16 protein-coding genes are annotated in these 15,857 nt (G+C 66.7%); 3 read left to right on the top strand and 13 right to left on the bottom strand.

Annotated features, from left to right (window positions below; genetic code table 11):
- The first annotated feature begins 173 nt into the window (after nucleotides 1-173).
- A complete protein-coding gene (gene mltF, locus LV475_RS07185; protein WP_250106051.1) occupies nucleotides 174-1,526 on the top strand; it encodes a membrane-bound lytic murein transglycosylase MltF in 1,353 nt (450 codons plus the stop codon).
- A gap of 18 nt (nucleotides 1,527-1,544) precedes the next feature.
- On the opposite strand, the gene LV475_RS07180 is transcribed toward mltF, so the two are convergent.
- From LV475_RS07180 to LV475_RS07165, 4 genes are all read right to left on the bottom strand, one after another.
- Nucleotides 1,545-2,168, bottom strand: coding sequence for a hypothetical protein (locus tag LV475_RS07180; RefSeq protein ID WP_231505817.1), 624 nt, complete (start codon nucleotides 2,166-2,168; stop codon nucleotides 1,545-1,547).
- A 198-nt stretch (nucleotides 2,169-2,366) separates the two neighbouring features.
- Entirely contained in the window at nucleotides 2,367-2,579 is a 213-nt protein-coding gene (locus tag LV475_RS07175; protein ID WP_156573565.1) for a hypothetical protein, read from the bottom strand.
- Between the two features lie 111 nt (nucleotides 2,580-2,690).
- Complete coding sequence (locus LV475_RS07170; protein WP_250106050.1) at nucleotides 2,691-3,293, bottom strand: nitroreductase family protein; 603 nt, start codon at nucleotides 3,291-3,293, stop codon at nucleotides 2,691-2,693.
- 87 nt (nucleotides 3,294-3,380) lie between these two features.
- Complete coding sequence (locus LV475_RS07165) at nucleotides 3,381-3,809, bottom strand: RNA-binding S4 domain-containing protein (RefSeq protein WP_250106049.1); 429 nt, start codon at nucleotides 3,807-3,809, stop codon at nucleotides 3,381-3,383.
- Nucleotides 3,810-3,907: 98 nt separating this feature from the next.
- Here LV475_RS07165 and LV475_RS07160 point away from each other — a divergent pair, with 98 nt between their 5' ends.
- A complete protein-coding gene (locus LV475_RS07160; RefSeq protein WP_156573567.1) occupies nucleotides 3,908-4,573 on the top strand; it encodes a glutathione S-transferase family protein in 666 nt (221 codons plus the stop codon).
- A gap of 23 nt (nucleotides 4,574-4,596) precedes the next feature.
- Here the strand turns inward: LV475_RS07160 and LV475_RS07155 are convergent, their stop codons facing one another.
- The 9 genes from LV475_RS07155 to LV475_RS07115 form a co-directional block, all read right to left on the bottom strand.
- Nucleotides 4,597-5,022 carry a DUF6691 family protein gene (locus tag LV475_RS07155; protein WP_136866039.1) on the bottom strand — a complete coding sequence of 142 codons (426 nt, stop codon included), beginning with the start codon at nucleotides 5,020-5,022 and terminating at the stop codon, nucleotides 4,597-4,599.
- A gap of 3 nt (nucleotides 5,023-5,025) precedes the next feature.
- Complete coding sequence (locus LV475_RS07150; protein WP_269321153.1) at nucleotides 5,026-5,592, bottom strand: YeeE/YedE family protein; 567 nt, start codon at nucleotides 5,590-5,592, stop codon at nucleotides 5,026-5,028.
- A gap of 128 nt (nucleotides 5,593-5,720) precedes the next feature.
- Nucleotides 5,721-6,005, bottom strand: coding sequence for a cell division topological specificity factor MinE (gene minE / locus LV475_RS07145; protein ID WP_156573569.1), 285 nt, complete (start codon nucleotides 6,003-6,005; stop codon nucleotides 5,721-5,723).
- 3 nt (nucleotides 6,006-6,008) lie between these two features.
- Nucleotides 6,009-6,824 (bottom strand): septum site-determining protein MinD, encoded by an 816-nt coding sequence (gene minD, locus LV475_RS07140; RefSeq protein WP_136866042.1) that lies wholly within the window; start codon nucleotides 6,822-6,824, stop codon nucleotides 6,009-6,011.
- Between the two features lie 143 nt (nucleotides 6,825-6,967).
- The gene (gene minC / locus LV475_RS07135; RefSeq protein WP_250106048.1) at nucleotides 6,968-7,774 is read right to left on the bottom strand and encodes a septum site-determining protein MinC; all 807 of its coding nucleotides are present in this window, start codon (nucleotides 7,772-7,774) and stop codon (nucleotides 6,968-6,970) included.
- A gap of 52 nt (nucleotides 7,775-7,826) precedes the next feature.
- The gene (gene zapD, locus LV475_RS07130) at nucleotides 7,827-8,606 is read right to left on the bottom strand and encodes a cell division protein ZapD (RefSeq protein WP_136866044.1); all 780 of its coding nucleotides are present in this window, start codon (nucleotides 8,604-8,606) and stop codon (nucleotides 7,827-7,829) included.
- Nucleotides 8,607-8,993: 387 nt separating this feature from the next.
- Nucleotides 8,994-12,689: a methionine synthase gene (gene metH / locus LV475_RS07125; protein WP_250106047.1), complete on the bottom strand. Its 3,696-nt coding sequence runs from the start codon at nucleotides 12,687-12,689 to the stop codon at nucleotides 8,994-8,996.
- Between the two features lie 136 nt (nucleotides 12,690-12,825).
- On the bottom strand, nucleotides 12,826-13,386 hold the full coding sequence (locus LV475_RS07120; RefSeq protein ID WP_136866046.1) for a DUF2062 domain-containing protein: 561 nt from the start codon (nucleotides 13,384-13,386) through the stop codon (nucleotides 12,826-12,828).
- Between the two features lie 112 nt (nucleotides 13,387-13,498).
- Nucleotides 13,499-13,951, bottom strand: a complete 453-nt coding sequence (locus LV475_RS07115) for a MarR family winged helix-turn-helix transcriptional regulator (protein WP_169303507.1) — start codon at nucleotides 13,949-13,951, stop codon at nucleotides 13,499-13,501.
- Nucleotides 13,952-14,206: 255 nt separating this feature from the next.
- On the opposite strand from LV475_RS07115, the gene pyrG reads away from it, so the two are divergent.
- On the top strand, nucleotides 14,207-15,856 hold the full coding sequence (pyrG, locus tag LV475_RS07110) for a CTP synthase (protein WP_136866048.1): 1,650 nt from the start codon (nucleotides 14,207-14,209) through the stop codon (nucleotides 15,854-15,856).
- Nucleotide 15,857: the final 1 nt, after the last annotated feature.

Here is a 15,857-nt window from a genome sequence, read left to right as displayed (position 1 = left end):
CGCGGGGAGGCCCACCGGTTGGGGTGGTTCGCCGTCCCTGGTGTTTTTCTCGTGCGTCATGCCTCGAAGTGTAAGCGTCGGGGGCGGCCGCAGACGAGTCGATGCGCCCGGTGCGGTACGCTGGTCGCGGGTTCGAACCCACGACACACGACCCCGATGAGGAATCCCTCTGCATGCGAGCCTTCCTGCTATTCCTTTCCGTCGCGGCCCTGTTGCTGTCCGGATGCGGCGATCGTGGCGCGCCCGGCGCCCTGGCCTCGCCCTTCGACACCGAGCATCTGGTCGTGGCCACGCGCAACGGCCCGACGGCCCGTTACCAGGGGCGTGACGGGGCGGCGACCGGTCCGGAACACGACCTGGTCACGGCCTTTGCCAACAGCCGTGGCTGGACGGTGGAGTGGCGGGAGTTCGAGTCGACCGCGGGGGTGCTCGATGCGCTGGAGACCGGGCAGGTCCACCTGGCGGCGGCGGGGCTGACGCACCTGCCGTCCCGCAACGAGCATTTCGAGCCGGGCCTGGTGCACGGCGAGGTGGTCCAGCAGGTGGTCTGCCATCGTGACGACCGACCGTTGCCCGACACGCCCGAGGCACTGGCCGGGGTGGACCTGCAGGTCACCGACGAGTCGAGCTACGTCGCCCGGCTCGAGTCACTGGCGCGGACGGTGCCGGGGCTCGCGTTCGTCGCCGATGACTCGCGCAGCAGCGAGGTGCTCCTCACCCAGGTGGCAACCCAGGAGGTGGAATGCACGGTCGCCGACTCATCGATCGTTCGTCTCGTGCGCCGTTACTGGCCGCACCTGGAGGTCGCGATGAACCTCGATGAGGCCGAGTCGGTCGGCTGGTACGCCGCCGGTTCTCGGCCGGAGCTGGCGGAAACCACGCGTCACTGGCGACAGGGCGAACTCGGCGAAGCGGCGGTGGCCGCCATGCGCGAACGCTATTACGCCCACATCGGCGAGTTCGATTTCGTCGACCTCCGGGCGCTCAACCGTCGGCTCGACGAGCGATTGCCGCGCTACCTCGACGAGTTTCGCCAGGCCTCGGAGGAAACGGGGCTGGCCGTCGACCTGCTTGCCGCGATGGCCTACCAGGAGTCGCACTGGGACCCGCAGGCAACCTCGCCGACCGGGGTGCGCGGGATCATGATGCTCACCCGGCCGACGGCCGAGTCGCTGGGCGTGGACGATCGACTCGATCCGCGCCAGTCCATCCTTGGCGGGGCCCGCTACCTGGCCGACCGACGAGCCCGCCTGCCCGAGGACATCCCCGAACCCGATCGCACCTACCTGGCGCTGGCGAGCTACAACCTCGGTCGGGCCCATGTGCTCGACGCCCGCCGGCTCGCCCGCGAGCTGGGGCGCGACCCGGACTCCTGGGCCGACATGCGCGAGGTGCTGCCGCTCAAGGCCGACAAGCGCTACTACCCGCAGACCAAGTACGGTTACGCCCGCGGCTACGAGTCGGTGCACTACGTGCGGCGCATCCGCAACTACCGCGACGTGATCGGCCAGGCGCTTGCCGACTGACGCCAGGGGAGGGGGAGCTCAGCGGTCGGTCGCCGGCCCCGATTCCCGTGATGCCGCACCGGCACGTCGAGCGGGCCCCTGGTTTTCCTCGTGGCAACGCATCATCGGGTCGACCGGGGTGAGGCTGATCTGGGCATCGCCATGCGTGATCAGGTCGCGCAGCAGCATGATGATCCCGGCAACGCAGAGGAACAGGCCGAAGTTCAGCGCCGTGGCCTGGAAATGCCGCAGGACGAAGAACAGGCCGGCCTGCTCGGCGGGGATCCACAGGATGGGTGCCATCACGCCGAGCAAGGCGATGAACGAGTAGACCATGAAGCGGATGAAGTGCAGGGGCACCCGCTTGATCGACAGGCCGTAGACGATGGTGGCGACGATCAGCACGCTGGCCATGGCCTGCGCGGCGATCATCGCCCGGTCGGTGATCGCCTTGATGCGCGATTCCTCGTAGGTCGCCCCGCTGGTCTCGGTGAAGACCTCGAGCAGGATGGCGTTGCCGGCCAGGTACGCCAGGCTCAGAAAGAACGGGATCATCAACAGCGGGTTGTGACGCATCAGCTTGAAGCCGGTGGCGCTGTACCAGACCAGCAGCCAGAGCGGGATCGAGAGCAGGTAGATGAAGGTCGCAATCGTGATGGCCATGACGATCCGGTATTCGTTGGGGTGGCTGAGATGTATTCCTTAGCCTGCTAAGAAACAGGGCGCCGGCCAGTGTAGCGAGTTGCACCCGCGCCGAACAGTGGCCAAAAGGGCAGGTCGGCGTGAGGGTGTGATGCACGGGCCAACAACGAAAAAGCCCCGGCTTTGCCGGGGCTGATCGGGTCCGCGAGACGGCGGGAATCAGTAGTCGGTTTCTTCTTCCATCTTGTCGCCGGCCTCTTCGGCCTTGCCACCCATCTCGTCGGTGGCCTCCTCGATCTCGTCACCAGCCTCTTCCATGGTCTGGTCGATCTGCTCGCCGGCCTCCTCGGCCGGGCCTTGCTCTTCGGCGCAGCCGGCCACGGTCAGACCCAGTGCCATCATCAGCGCGATCAGTGCATTGCGTGCGTTCATCGTTTGCTCTCCATGTCGTGCCGGTCGGTGCCGGCGAATGAGTGTCGGACTCGGAAATTCAACTGGCAGTTTCGGTTGCCGGCCCCTTTGAGGCGCTCCGTGTCGACAAGTTCAGAATCCGTCGACCCGGCGCACCTCGTCAATCGAAAGCTGACCCGGACGCGGCCAGACATCGTTGGCCTTCTTGCCGATCGCGACCATGAACGAGATCAGGTGATCGTCGGGCAGGTTGATCAGGCGACCGACGGCCTCGAAATCGAAGCCGTCCATGGGGCAGGAATCGAGCCCCATTTCCCGGGCGGCCAGCATCAGGCTCTGTCCGGCGATGCCGCAGCTGCGCATGACCTCGTCGCGCTCGACCTGCGGCTTGTCACGGTAATAGGCATCGATCGCCCCGGCCATCATTTCGCGCACCTCGGCCGGGGCATCCCGCCAGACGCGTTCGGCCTCGTTTTGCCAGACGTCACGACGGCCCGTGAGGATCACCAGCATCGAGGCGTCGGTCACCTGGGCCTGATCCCAGGCCACCTCCCGGATCGCCTGGCGACGGGCAGGATCCCGGACCACGACAAACCGCCAGTGCTGCAGGTTGAACGCGGTGGGCGACTGCATCGCCAGTTCGATCAGCCGGTCCTGGTCGGCCTCGGATAATTGGTGTTCCGGGTCGAATTGCTTGATGGCGCGTCGGGTTGCAATCGCCTCGCTGACTCGCATGCAGTCTCCTCGTGCGGTGGATTCGGGTACGGGAGTATAGGCATCGAGTCGGCGGTTCGCCGGAGGGCTTGCGCGGGGGCGTTCGGTTCAGAATGACTTGCCGCGCAAGGCGCGCAGCAGGGCACGCGCCTGTTTGGCTGGCTTGTGGTGTGGGTTGAGTTCGCGTTCGGCACGCTGCTGCTCGGCGACCAGCCGGCGCTTCTCGATGCTCTCCGGTGTCTCCCGGTAGAGCAGCGCCGCCTCGCTGGCCGGTCCGCGTTTGGGATTGAGTGCCTCGACATCCACGACGAACCGCATGCCCGCCTTGCCGATGGTGAGCCGGTCGCCGGGCTTCACCGATTTGCCGCGCTTGGTCACGGTCTGGCCGTTGAGCTCGATCTTGCCGCCGTCGATCGCCGCCGAGGCGAGCTGGCGGGTCTTGAAGAAACGGGCGGCCCACAGCCAGGTATCGAGCCGTTGGCTGTCCTGGGCGGTCGATGCGGACGCGGATTGACCTGTCTTGGCGGATTTTTTCACGGTAACTGCGGCAATAGCGTCGGCCGGTAGGCTACGATTCGGGTCTGTTTCGGACGACGTGCGCGTGTCGTCCGCGGTTTTTTCGATGTGGAGGCATCATGCAACTCGAACTGATCAGCTTCAAGCTCTGTCCCTTCGTCCAGCGCTCGGTGATCACCCTCAAGCACAAGGGCGTGCCGTTCGATACCACCTTCATCCAGCTCAACGACCCGCCGGCCTGGTTCGACGAGGTCTCTCCACTGGGCAAGGTGCCGGTGCTGAAGGTCGACGGCGAGGTGCTGTTCGAGTCGGCGGTGATCAACGAATTCCTCGACGAATCCTTCGGCGAGCGGATGCTCTCCGCCAATACCCTCGAGCGCGCCCAGCAGCGGGCGTGGATCGAGCTGGGCTCGGCGGGCATCATGGCGATGTTCGGCGCGATCACTGCCGCGGAGGAATCCGCCAGTGCCGCCAAGCGCGCCGAGCTGGCCAAGCTGTTCGGGCACCTGGAAAAGCACCTGGCCAAGCAGCCGCCGGCCCCGTTCTTTGCCGGCAAGACGCTGTCGCTGGTGGACACCTCGTTCGCGCCGCTGTTCCAGCGCCTGTTCGCCCTGCCGGAATCCCTGCTCGACTGGAACGCGATCCCGACGGTGATGCGCTGGGGCGAACGACTGGCCGACGAGCCGGTGATCCGCGACTCGCTGCCCGAGGGCTTCGACGACCTGTTCCCGATGATGCTGAAAAAGCAGAACGGCTGGTACGCGCAGCAGTATCTCGCGGACTAACTCTATCCGACTGGGCGTGACGTTCAGCCTCGCTCGAGGCGGCGGTTGATCGCGCTGCCGGCACCGGCGCCCAGCACGATGCCGGCCCCGACCCACAGGGCGAACCCCTTGCCCTCGCCGATCATCGCCAGTGCCGTGCCCGGGCAGACCCCGGTTCCGGCCCAGCCCAGACCGAACAGCACCGCGCCCACGATCAGCCCGCGCTTGAACGGCTTGTGCTGGATCGTGATCGGCTCCCCGGTGTTGCGCGCCCGCCAACCCCAGCGCGCGGCCATCCAGGTCAGCACCCCGCCCAGGGCGACCGCCGTGGCGATCACCCACAGCAGGCGCAGGTCCTCGAACAGCAACAGATCGCTGATGATCGCCGGGCTGGTCGCCCCGGCGCGGCTCAGGAGAAAGCCAAAGCCGATACCGAAGGCAAGGAAAAGCAGGTTGCGTCGACTCAGCACGGCTCAGACCCCCAGCATCCAGGCGGCCAGCTGGGCGCTGCCCACGGCGACGGCGAAGAACACCGCCGAGGCGACCAGGCTGGCCGGTGCGCCCATCGCCACGCCGGCAATCGTGTGGCCCGAGGTGCAGCCCCCGGCCAGTCGCGCGCCCAGGCCAATCAACAGTCCGCCGATCAGCCACCAGAGGGCCGAACCCAGGCTCGATTCCGGCACCAGCGCGGTGTAGAACACGCCGAATTCCGCGGCCGTGCCCTGCCAGCCGGGCGCGCCGTCGGTCAGCGCGGCAAGCAGGCCGCCGAGCACGATCCCGAGCAGGAACACGATGCGCCAGTCGGCCTCCCGGTCGCGTTTGACGCCGGGGCGGAGAAAGGAGGCGAGGTTGGCAAAGCCGGTCGAGCAGGAGAGCGGCTGGTCGGCCAGCCAGCGTTGCGCGAAGGCGAGCAGGGCGATCAGTGCCCCGACCAGCACCGGCGTCCATAGCGGCGAGAAGAGGGCCTCGATAACGGTTGCGATTTCCATTGGCGACAGGGGCTTGGCTTGTGGTCTGAGAGAGCCCGTTACGGTAGCGATCCTTGCCCATCCGCGCCAACAGATGTTTTTTACCGGCCCATAACGACAAACACCCCCGTTAATCGGGGGTGAAGCAGTGGGCCCGGACCGCGTCGAGTCCGGTCAGCCGCAACGATCAATCAGGACGGTCAGTCCGGGCGATCGCCGGCCTCGCCCTTTTCCGGCAGGGTGATATTGAGCTCGAACAGTTCGAACTGCTCGTTGTGCTCGACCTCGAATTTCACCGCATCGTCCTCGACGTGAACGTACTTGCGGATCACCTCGAGGATCTCCTTCTGCATCTCGGGCAGGTAGTGCGGTGCCCGGTTCTGACCCTGGGCGCGCTCGTGGGCGATCAGGATCTGCAGACGCTCCTTGGCCATCTTGGCCGACGGATCCTGGGAACGGTTACGAAAGATATCCAGCAATCCCATGGCTTAACTCCGACCGAACAGGCGACCGAGAAAGCCCTTCTTCTCGGTCTCGATGAATCGCATCGGGCGTTCCTCGCCCAGCAGACGGGCGACGGCGTCCTGGTAGGCCTGGCCGGCGTCGGTGTTCTCGTCGAGAATCACCGGGCGACCGGCGTTGGAGGCCTGCAGTACGGCGTTGGATTCCGGGATTACGCCCAGCAGCGGCACGGCCAGGATCTCGAGCATGTCCTCGACCGAGAGCATCTCGCCGGTGCCGACGCGGTCCGGGGCGTAGCGGGTGATCAACAGGTGTTCCTTGATCGCCGTCTCGCCATCCTTCGCCCGGCGCGACTTGCTGGCCAGGATGCCCAGCATGCGGTCGGAATCGCGCACCGAGGAGATCTCGGGGTTGGAGACCACGATGGCCTCGTCGGCGTAGTACATCGCCAGCTGCGCACCGCGCTCGATGCCGGCGGGCGAGTCGCAGACGATGTAGTCGAAGCCCTCGGCGCGCAGGTCGTCGAGGACCTTGCCGACGCCTTCCTCGGTCAGGGCGTCCTTGTCCTTGGTCTGCGAGGCGGGCAGGACGTAGAGGTTGTCGACCTCCTTGTGGCGGATCAGTGCCTGGTTGAGGCCTGCCTCGCCCTGGATGACGTTGACGATGTCGTAGACCACGCGGCGCTCGACGCCCATGATCAGGTCGAGGTTGCGCAGGCCGACGTCGAAGTCGATCACCACGGTCTTCTTGCCGGCCATGGCCAGGCCGCTCGAAATCGCGGCACTGGTCGTCGTTTTACCAACGCCGCCCTTGCCGGAGGTTACCACCAGGACTTTGGACACGGATTGTCTCCCTAATCGCGAAAGATTGTTGACGTCATACTGCCCCGAGGGGCGGGGTCGTCAGGTGGGGCGGACTGTGCCACAAAGGCGAGCCCTTTCCCAACGACCGCGAAATTCTTCCCTAAGCGCCAAATGCGCGGCACTCAGTCGAACGGATGGACCACCAGTTGGCCATCGACCAGTTCCACCACCACGCGCTTGCCCCAGGCCGGGTGCCTTGCCAACTGCTCGCCATCGAGGAAGGTGCCGCAGATGGCGATGATTTCCGGTTCGAAGGACTCGCAGAAGATGCGAGCCTCGGTCTGGTTGCCGGCGCCGGCCGCGGCCGTGCCCTTTAGGGCGCCATGGATGTAGATCGAACCGTCGGCCACCACGCGCGCCCCGGCCCCGACCGTGTTCATCACCACCATGTCCTGGCCCTGGGCGTAGAGTTCGGTCCCTGAGCGTACCGGGTGGCGCAGGATCATCGGCGCGACCGGGCCGGCCGGGGCAGCCTCGGCGTTCGGGGCCGCCGGTTCCGGAGCAGGCTCCGGTGTGGGGTCGGCCACTGGCTCGGGTTCCGGCGGCGAGGCCGGGGGCGCCTTTGGAGTCGCCGGCGAGGCGGCCGCGGCCTGGTCGTCGAAGACCGGCAGGTCGGCGCCGCGCGCCTGGGTCTTTTGCTGGTCGTTGCCGTGGACCACGCCCACCGGTTCGAGGCGGTAGTTGCGCAGCAGGCTGACCAGCGCCGGGAAGTCGATCCACTTGCCGCTGTCGGCGATGGCCGCGAGATCGATCACGCAGGGCTCGCGCTCGTCGCCGACGCCCGGGTTGCCGAAGCGTTCGCTCAGGCTGCGGGTGAGCTTGAGCAGGTGCGTTTCATACAGGTGAACGTGGGTGAGCGTCAGCGAGCGCTGGTCGATGTCGAGGGCGGGGGCGCCCGTCCTGGCGGCCTTGCGGGTAGTGGCGGTCATGAAGGGTGTCGTTCTCGTCCTGACGGTGGTTGGCTAACCGGTCCTCGCCCCGTCACAGGCGGCAGAGGGCCAGTCGGAATTCGATGTCCTCGTGGACCTGTCGGGGGTGGCCGTTCTCCCGGTCCAGCGTCATGAAGCGCACGGTGAAGCGGTGCTTGCCGGCGCTGATTTCGGGGTACGAATCGGTGTCCTCGTCGATCATCACGCGCAGCAGCTGGTAGGGCGTCGCGCTCTCGATGCTCTGCTGCAGGAATCCCTCGTCGGCGACCACGGACATGGTGTCGACGCTGTTGCGGATCAGGCTGATCACCAGCTCGTTGGCCTGGCGTATGTCGGCGAAGGGCTCGAGCCAGGTGTCGATGTCCTCGCGGCGCTCGTGTTCCGGCAGGCCCAGCCAGTAGTGCAGGCCGGGGATGTCGAACTCGCACAGCGCGCCGGGGATCGAGGCGCGCTGACGCACGGCGTTGAGCAGCTCGTGGTTCTTCAGGTGCGCGCCGGGCTGGGCGTGGTAGCCGTGCAGGGCCTTGATCAGGCCGTTCTGCTGGTCAAGCAGGGCGTTGAGCTTGTCGCGGTCGACGCCGGGCGAGTCCGGCACGTTCATCAGCCGGGCCTGCTGGCGCTCGAGTTCCTTGATCAGTTCGCGCTTGATGTCGATGCGCGAGAGCACATCGGCCGCCTCGAGCAGCAGGAGCACCGTACAGAGCGTGTCGTCTCGCGAGTTGCTCGTCAGGTGATGGTCGATGCGCGCGAACAGGTGGTCGAGCCTCAGGCAGGCCCGGATCCGTTCATTCAGCGGTTGCTCGTAGATTTTCAGAGGTGCGTTCCGATCCATTGGATGCCGATGCGGGTCGAGGGTGTGTCGGCCGTCTCGCGTTAGGGAAACTTTGCACGAATGCCATGCCGCTCTGGCCTGTCGAGCCGTTCGTGATCAAGGCACGTCGTCGCCGGCGTGCCGGTGGCCACGCCAAGACGGCGCAACGCCGAGCACGGGCGGCTCGACAGGCCCCGCAGGGCGCGCCTTGAGCCGGACATCTGCTGTGTTGCCGTCCTCGGAAAGGGAATCACCCTTCCGCGTCGGACGGCCGCCTTGCATCTGCCCGGCTCAAGGCGCGCAGAGCGGTATGCCATTCGTGCAAAGTTTCCCTCGCCATTCTCGGCCTGCTAGCGGGATAACTCAACTCCCGCGAGCATTCGCGGCCCGTGGCGGCCTGCGAGACGGTCAGTCCGGCTCGTACCCCAGGATCGGCGCCAGCCACTTCTCGGCCTCCGATCGCGACCAGCCCTTGCGCTTGGCGTAGTCGTCCACCTGGTCCGGGCCGATGCGGCCCACGCCGAAGTAGCGTGCTTCCGGATGGGCGAGATACCAGCCGGAGACGGCGGCCCCCGGGTGCATGGCGTACGAGTCGGTCAATTCCATTCCGATTCGCTCGGGCGCCAGGAGTTCCCAGAGCAGGCCCTTCTCGGTGTGATCCGGGCAGGCGGGATACCCCGGGGCGGGGCGGATGCCCTGGTATTTCTCGGCGATCAGCTCGTCGTTGGAGAGGTCCTCGTCGGCGGCATACCCCCAGAATTCCTTGCGCACCCGCTCGTGCAATCGTTCCGCGAAGGCCTCGGCCAGTCGGTCGGCCAGCGATTGCAGCAGGATCGCGTGGTAGTCGTCGTTTGCCTCTTCGAAGCGCTTGACGTGCGGCTCGATGCCCAGCCCCGTGGTCACGGCGAACCCGCCGATCCAGTCCTTGACCTTGCTGCCGGTCGGCGCGACGAAGTCGGCCAGGCACTGGTTGGGCTTGCCGCCGGAACGCGGCATCTGCTGGCGGATGTGGTGCAGGGTCGTCTTCACGCCCTGGCGCGACTCGTCGGTGAATACGCGGATGTCGTCGTCGATCGAGGCGGCCGGCCAGAAGCCGTATACGGCGTTGGCGGTGAGCCACTTCTCCTCGACGATCTGCTTGAGCATGGCCTGGCCGTCCTCGTAGAGCTTGCGGGCCTCGGTGCCCACTTTCTCGTCCTCGAGGATCGCCGGGAACTTGCCGAACAGCTGCCAGCTCTGGAAGAACGGCGTCCAGTCGATGCGCTCGACGATCTCCTCGAGCGGATAGTCCTCGAGGATATGCACACCCGGCTCGCGCGGCGCGACCGGGGTGTAGTCCTCGAAGTCGACCCGCTGGCGGTTGTCGCGTGCCTGCTGGATCGAGACGCGCTTGGCCTCCTTCTGATTGGCCTGGCGTCGGGCGACCACCTTGGCGTATTCGCCCTCCACCTCGTCGACGAAGGCCTGCTTGTTCTTGCCCAGGAGCTTGGATGCCACGCCCACGGCGCGCGAGGCGTCGAGCACGTGGATGACCGGATGGTCGTAGACCGGGTTGATCTTCAGCGCGGTGTGGAGCTTGGAGGTGGTTGCCCCCCCGATCATCAGCGGGATGTCGAAGCCCTGGCGCTGCATTTCGCTGGCGACGTTGGTCATCTCCTCGAGCGACGGGGTGATCAGGCCGGACAGGCCGATCAGGTCGGCGTTCTCTTCGCGGGCGGTGTCGAGGATCTTCTGCGCGGGGACCATCACGCCGAGATCGATGATCTCGAAGCCGTTGCACTGCAGGACCACGCCGACGATGTTCTTGCCGATGTCGTGGACGTCGCCCTTGACCGTGGCCATGACCACCTTGCCGGCCGACTGGACCTCGCAGGACTCCTCCTCCATGAACGGCAGCAGGTGGGCGACGGCCTTCTTCATCACCCGCGCGGACTTGACCACCTGCGGCAGGAACATCTTGCCGGCGCCGAACAGGTCGCCGACGACGTTCATGCCGTCCATCAGCGGGCCCTCGATCACGTGCAGGGGGCGCTCGGCCCGCAAGCGGGCCTCCTCGGTGTCCTCGACCACGTACTCGTCGATCCCCTTGACCAGGGAGTGTTCGAGGCGCTTTTCCACCGGCCAGTCGCGCCAGGCGAGATCCGGGCCGGAGGATTTCTCCCCGCCGGAGTCACGGTAACGGTCGGCGATCTCCAGCATGCGGTCGGTGGCGTCGTCTCGCCGATTGAGGACGATGTCCTCGACCGCCTCGCGCAGTTCGTCGGGGATCTCGTCGACCACGGTGAGCTGGCCGGCGTTGACGATGCCCATGTCCATGCCCGCGCGGGTGGCGTGGTAGAGGAACACGCTGTGGATCGCCTCGCGGACCGGCTCGTTGCCGCGGAAGGAGAACGAGACGTTCGAGACGCCGCCGGAGACCAGCGCGTGCGGCAGGTGTTCCTTGATCCAGCGGGTGCCCTCGATGAAGTCGACCGCGTAGTTGTTGTGCTCCTCGATACCGGTGGCGATCGCGAAGATGTTCGGGTCGAAGATGATGTCCTCGGGCGGGAAGCCGATGCCGGTCAGGAGATCGTAGGCCCGCTGGGCGATCTCGCGGCGCCGCTCGAGGCTGTCGGCCTGGCCGTCCTCGTCAAAGCCCATCACCACCGCGGCCGCGCCGTAGCGCTGCACCGTGCGCGCCTGCTCGAGGAAGGACTCCTCACCCTCCTTGAGCGAGATCGAGTTGACCACGGCCTTGCCCTGGACGCACTTCAGGCCCGCCTCGATCACCTCGAACTTCGAGGAGTCGATCATGATCGGCACCCGCGAGATGTCCGGCTCGGCGGCGACCAGGTTGAGGAAGCGCTGCATCGCCTCGACGCCGTCGATCAGGCCCTCGTCCATGTTGACGTCGATCATCTGCGCGCCGTTCTCGACCTGCTGGCGCGCCACGTCCAGTGCGGTGTCGTAGTCGCCTTCCTTGATCAGGCGGCGGAAGCGCGCCGAGCCGGTGACGTTGGTGCGCTCGCCGATGTTCACGAACAGCGAGTCGGGGGTGATGTTGAACGGTTCGAGGCCCGACAGGCGGCAGGCGACCTCCGGCTGGACGGGTTTGCGCGGGGCGACGCCCTCGACGCGCCGGGCCATCTCGGCGGTGTGCGCCGGGGTGGTGCCGCAGCAGCCGCCGATGATGTTCAGCAACCCCGCCTCGGCCCACTCGCCGATCGAGGCGGCCATCGGGTCGGCCTCCAGATCGTATTCGCCCAGCTCGTTGGGCAGCCCGGCGTTGGGGTGGGCGGAGACGAAGTACTCGCTGACCCGTGAGAGTTCGGCGACGTACTGGCGCAAAAGATCCGGGCCCAGCGCGCAGTTGAGACCGATCGACAGCGGCCGGGCATGACGCAGGCTGTTGTAGAAGGCCTCGGTGGTCTGGCCCGAGAGGGTGCGGCCCGAGGCGTCGGTAATGGTGCCGGAGATCATCACCGGCCAGCGCTGCCCGTGCGCGACGAACAGCTCCTCGAGGGCGAACACCGCCGCCTTGGCGTTGAGCGTGTCGAAGATGGTCTCGATCAGGAAGATGTCGACGCCGCCCTCGATCAGGGCCTCGGCCGACTCCCGGTACGCCTCGACCAGCTCGTCGAAGCTGGTGTTTCGGTAACCGGGATCGTTGACGTCCGGCGAGATCGAGGCGGTGCGGTTGGTCGGCCCGAGGATGCCGGCGACGAAGCGCGGCTTGTCCGGGGTCTCGGCGGTCTTGGCGTCGGCGGCCTTGCGGGCGATCTGCGCGGCGACGACGTTAATCTCCCGCGAGAGCTCCTCCATCTGGTAGTCGGCCATCGCGATGCGCGTGGCCGAGAAGGTGTTGGCCTCGATGATGTCCGCGCCGGCATCCAGGTACTGGCGATGGATGTCCTCGATCACGTCCGGGCGGGTCAGCACCAGCAGATCGTTGTTGCCCTTGAGATCCACCGGCCAGTCGGCGAAGCGCTCGCCGCGGAAGTCGGCCTCCTCGAGCCTGGCGTTCTGGATCATCGTGCCCATGGCGCCGTCGAGCACCAGGATGCGCTGGCGCATCAGGTCACGGAGCTGGTCGAAAACGGGGTGGTCTCGGTCGATCGAAGTCATGGGCGACGCGGCGTCCTGGACCGTCCGGCGGGCCGACTAAGGCCGGGCGCCGGACGATGGGTGAGTGGCGTTTAAAGCGCCGCAGTATAACGCCATTCGGGCAGGCGGGGGCGGGGCCCGAGGCCAATGCGGAGAGTCAGTGGCGCTGGTTCGAGCGGGCCTGTCGCAGCCGTTGGCGACGCTGGGCCTGCCGGCGGCGCTTGTGGGCGGCGATATTGAGTCGCCACAGCAGGCGAATGGTGGCAAAGCCGATCAGGGCACTGACGAAGGACAGGGTGACCAGCCCCACGCCGAGCGGCAGCCAGATAACGGGGAGCTGGCTCATCGCGTAGCCGATGCTCATGGCCCCCTGTTCGCCGGTGGGCGGATCGAGCGAGGCGCCAGTCAGCAACGCGCCCACCTGGTAGGCGAGCCAGAGCAGGGGCGGGATGGTCAGGGGGTTGGTCGTCCAGACCAGGGCCACGGCCAACGCGATGTTGACGCGCATGGCGATGGCGCCGACCGCGGCGATCAGCATCTGGCCGGGCAGGGGGATGAAGGCGAGGAACAGGCCGAGGGCGACCCCGCCGGAGACCGAGCGGCGGTTGAGGTGCCAGAGGTTGGGGTCGCCGAGGAACTGGGCCACCGGCCGCAGGAACGGCTGGTTGACGATCCGGTGGCGGCTGGGTGTCAGGCGACGAAAGAACTTGCGTGGCATTCGGGCCTCGTCAAACGTCGGCTTGCCGGTGGCGCGGGCGGGGCGGTGATTCCGGCGTTAGCCGGGTTTCGCCGCCATCCTCGCCCGTCGGCCACGGCCTGGATAATCCGGATTACAGGCTCTTGAGCAGGTCGCGGACCTTGCGGCTCAAGGTCATGTAATCGCGCTTTTCCTCGTCGGTCAGCTCGCCGAGCACCTTGTGGCGGAAACGGGCGAGCGCCTTGTCGGCGGCCTCGATGCGCGCGTGCGCCTCGGGCCGGAGCCAAATGGTCTTGGCGCGCCGATCGACCTCCGAGATGCGCCGCTCGATCCAGTTGCCCTTTTCCAGCCCGTCGAGCAGCTTGACCAGGGTAGGGCCTTCGATGGCCAGCTCACCGGCCAGTTCCTTCTGCGTGCGTCCCTCGCCCTCGTCGCGCAGGATGCGCAACACGGCCCAGGCCGAGGCGGTCAGGTCGAACTCGCTCAGGGTTTCATTGACCTGCACGCGCCACAGCCTGGAGACGTCGAAAACCAGGCGGGTGATTTCGTCTTCGCGTTGCTGGACCGGGTCGGAAGATTGGGTCATGGACTGGTGCCGGCTGTCATGGGAATCAAACATCCGTATGGTCGCATTACTCGGCCGATTTCGCCATCCCGGCGGGCGCGGGGCTGAGAAAAAAGCCGTCGGGCGCACCCGGCTTGGGGGCGGGTTCGGCGGATGGGGTGGGGCGGCCATGACACGGTGGCGCCAATTGCCGGCCCAGGGCGTTTGCGGTACCATCCGGCCCTTGAAACGGGGCCCGTCGGCCCGCCTCTTACTTCGTCTGGAAATGGTTCGTTAATGACCAAGTTCGTCTTCGTTACCGGTGGGGTCGTCTCGTCACTGGGCAAGGGAATCGCCGCCGCCTCGCTGGGGGCGCTGCTCGAATCGCGTGGGCTGCGCGTGACGCTGATGAAGCTCGATCCCTACATCAACGTCGACCCCGGCACGATGAGCCCCTTCCAGCATGGCGAGGTGTTCGTGACCGACGACGGCGCGGAGACGGACCTGGACCTCGGTCACTACGAGCGATTCGTGCGCTCGCCGGTCGGCCGACGCAACAATTTCACCACCGGTCGGGTCTACGAGACAGTCATTCGCCGCGAACGTCGCGGGGACTATCTCGGCGGTACCGTTCAGGTCATTCCGCACGTGACCGACGAGATCAAGCGCCGTGTGGTCGAGGGATCGAAGGGCTATGACGTAGCCCTGATCGAGATCGGCGGCACGGTGGGTGACATCGAGTCCCTGCCGTTCCTCGAGGCGATTCGCCAGCTGGGCGTGGAGATGGGGCGCGATCGCGCCATCTTCATGCACCTGACCCTGGTGCCGTTCATCAAGGCGGCCGGCGAGGTCAAGACCAAGCCCACCCAGCACTCGGTCAAGGAGTTGCGTTCGATCGGGATCCAGCCGGACGTGCTGGTCTGTCGCGCCGAGGTGCCGTTGCCGGAGGAAGAGCGCCGCAAGATCGCGCTGTTCACCAACGTCGAGCACGACGCGGTCATTTCCTCGATCGACGCGGACACCATTTACCGCATCCCGCGCCTGCTGCACGCGCAGAAGCTCGACGAGACCGTGCTGAGAAAGCTGCACTTGAGCGCCGGCCCGGCCGATCTGTCCGAGTGGGACCGCGTGGTCGAGGCGCAGACGAAGCCCGACCGGATCGTCGACATCGCGATGGTGGGCAAGTACGTCGATCTCGTGGACGCCTACAAGTCGGTCAACGAGGCGCTGCTGCACGCGGGCATCCAGACCCGCACGCGGGTCAATATCCATTACTTCGACTCCGAGTCCTTCGAGCATGACGGCATTGCCCGGCTCGAGGGCATGGACGCGATCCTGGTCCCGGGCGGCTTCGGCTCGCGCGGGGTCGAGGGCAAGATCGCGGCCGTGAAGTATGCGCGCGAGTCCGGCAAGCCCTACCTGGGTATCTGCCTGGGCATGCAGGTGGCCGTGATCGAGTACGCCCGTCACGTCGCTGGCCTCGAGGGGGCGCACTCGACCGAGTTCGACCGTGAGACGGAACACCCGGTGATCGCGCTGATCACCGAGTGGCGCGACGAGGAGGGCAACCTGATCGAGCGCAGCGAGGACGTCGACATGGGCGGCACCATGCGCCTGGGCGCGCAACGCTGCCGCATCGAGCCGGGCACGCTGGCGCACCGCATCTACGACCAGGACGAGATCAGCGAACGTCACCGTCACCGCTACGAGTTCAACAACGGCTATCAGAAGGCGCTCTCCGAGGCCGGGCTGGTGTTCGCCGGCTGGTCGTCGGAGAACGAGCTGGTCGAGACGGTCGAATTGCCGGGTCACCCGTTCTTCTTCGCTTGCCAGTTCCACCCGGAATTCCGTTCCACGCCGCGCGACGGCCATCCGCTGTTCGTCGCCTTTGTCAACGCGGCCCATGCCCAACGAGTGGGCAAGGCCGAGGCCCTGGACGACGCATGAC

Source organism: Guyparkeria hydrothermalis (genome assembly GCF_023555375.1).
GTDB classification, from domain to species: Bacteria; Pseudomonadota; Gammaproteobacteria; order Halothiobacillales; family Halothiobacillaceae; genus Guyparkeria; species Guyparkeria hydrothermalis.
Note: the sequence above shows the minus strand (reverse complement) of the source record. Positions and strands in the feature narration are given on the sequence as shown.

Coding starts and splice junctions, on each gene's coding strand:
- LV475_RS07170 (WP_250106050.1), bottom strand. CDS start 3,293: ATGCGAGTCAGCGAGGCGATTGCAACCCGACGCGCCATCAAGCAATTC.
- LV475_RS07160 (WP_156573567.1), top strand. CDS start 3,908: ATGCAACTCGAACTGATCAGCTTCAAGCTCTGTCCCTTCGTCCAGCGC.
- minC (WP_250106048.1), bottom strand. CDS start 7,774: ATGACCGCCACTACCCGCAAGGCCGCCAGGACGGGCGCCCCCGCCCTC.
- zapD (WP_136866044.1), bottom strand. CDS start 8,606: ATGGATCGGAACGCACCTCTGAAAATCTACGAGCAACCGCTGAATGAA.
- mltF (WP_250106051.1), top strand. CDS start 174: ATGCGAGCCTTCCTGCTATTCCTTTCCGTCGCGGCCCTGTTGCTGTCC.
- minE (WP_156573569.1), bottom strand. CDS start 6,005: ATGGGATTGCTGGATATCTTTCGTAACCGTTCCCAGGATCCGTCGGCC.
- LV475_RS07120 (WP_136866046.1), bottom strand. CDS start 13,386: ATGCCACGCAAGTTCTTTCGTCGCCTGACACCCAGCCGCCACCGGATC.
- metH (WP_250106047.1), bottom strand. CDS start 12,689: ATGACTTCGATCGACCGAGACCACCCCGTTTTCGACCAGCTCCGTGAC.
- pyrG (WP_136866048.1), top strand. CDS start 14,207: ATGACCAAGTTCGTCTTCGTTACCGGTGGGGTCGTCTCGTCACTGGGC.
- LV475_RS07180 (WP_231505817.1), bottom strand. CDS start 2,168: ATGGCCATCACGATTGCGACCTTCATCTACCTGCTCTCGATCCCGCTC.
- LV475_RS07175 (WP_156573565.1), bottom strand. CDS start 2,579: ATGAACGCACGCAATGCACTGATCGCGCTGATGATGGCACTGGGTCTG.
- LV475_RS07115 (WP_169303507.1), bottom strand. CDS start 13,951: ATGACCCAATCTTCCGACCCGGTCCAGCAACGCGAAGACGAAATCACC.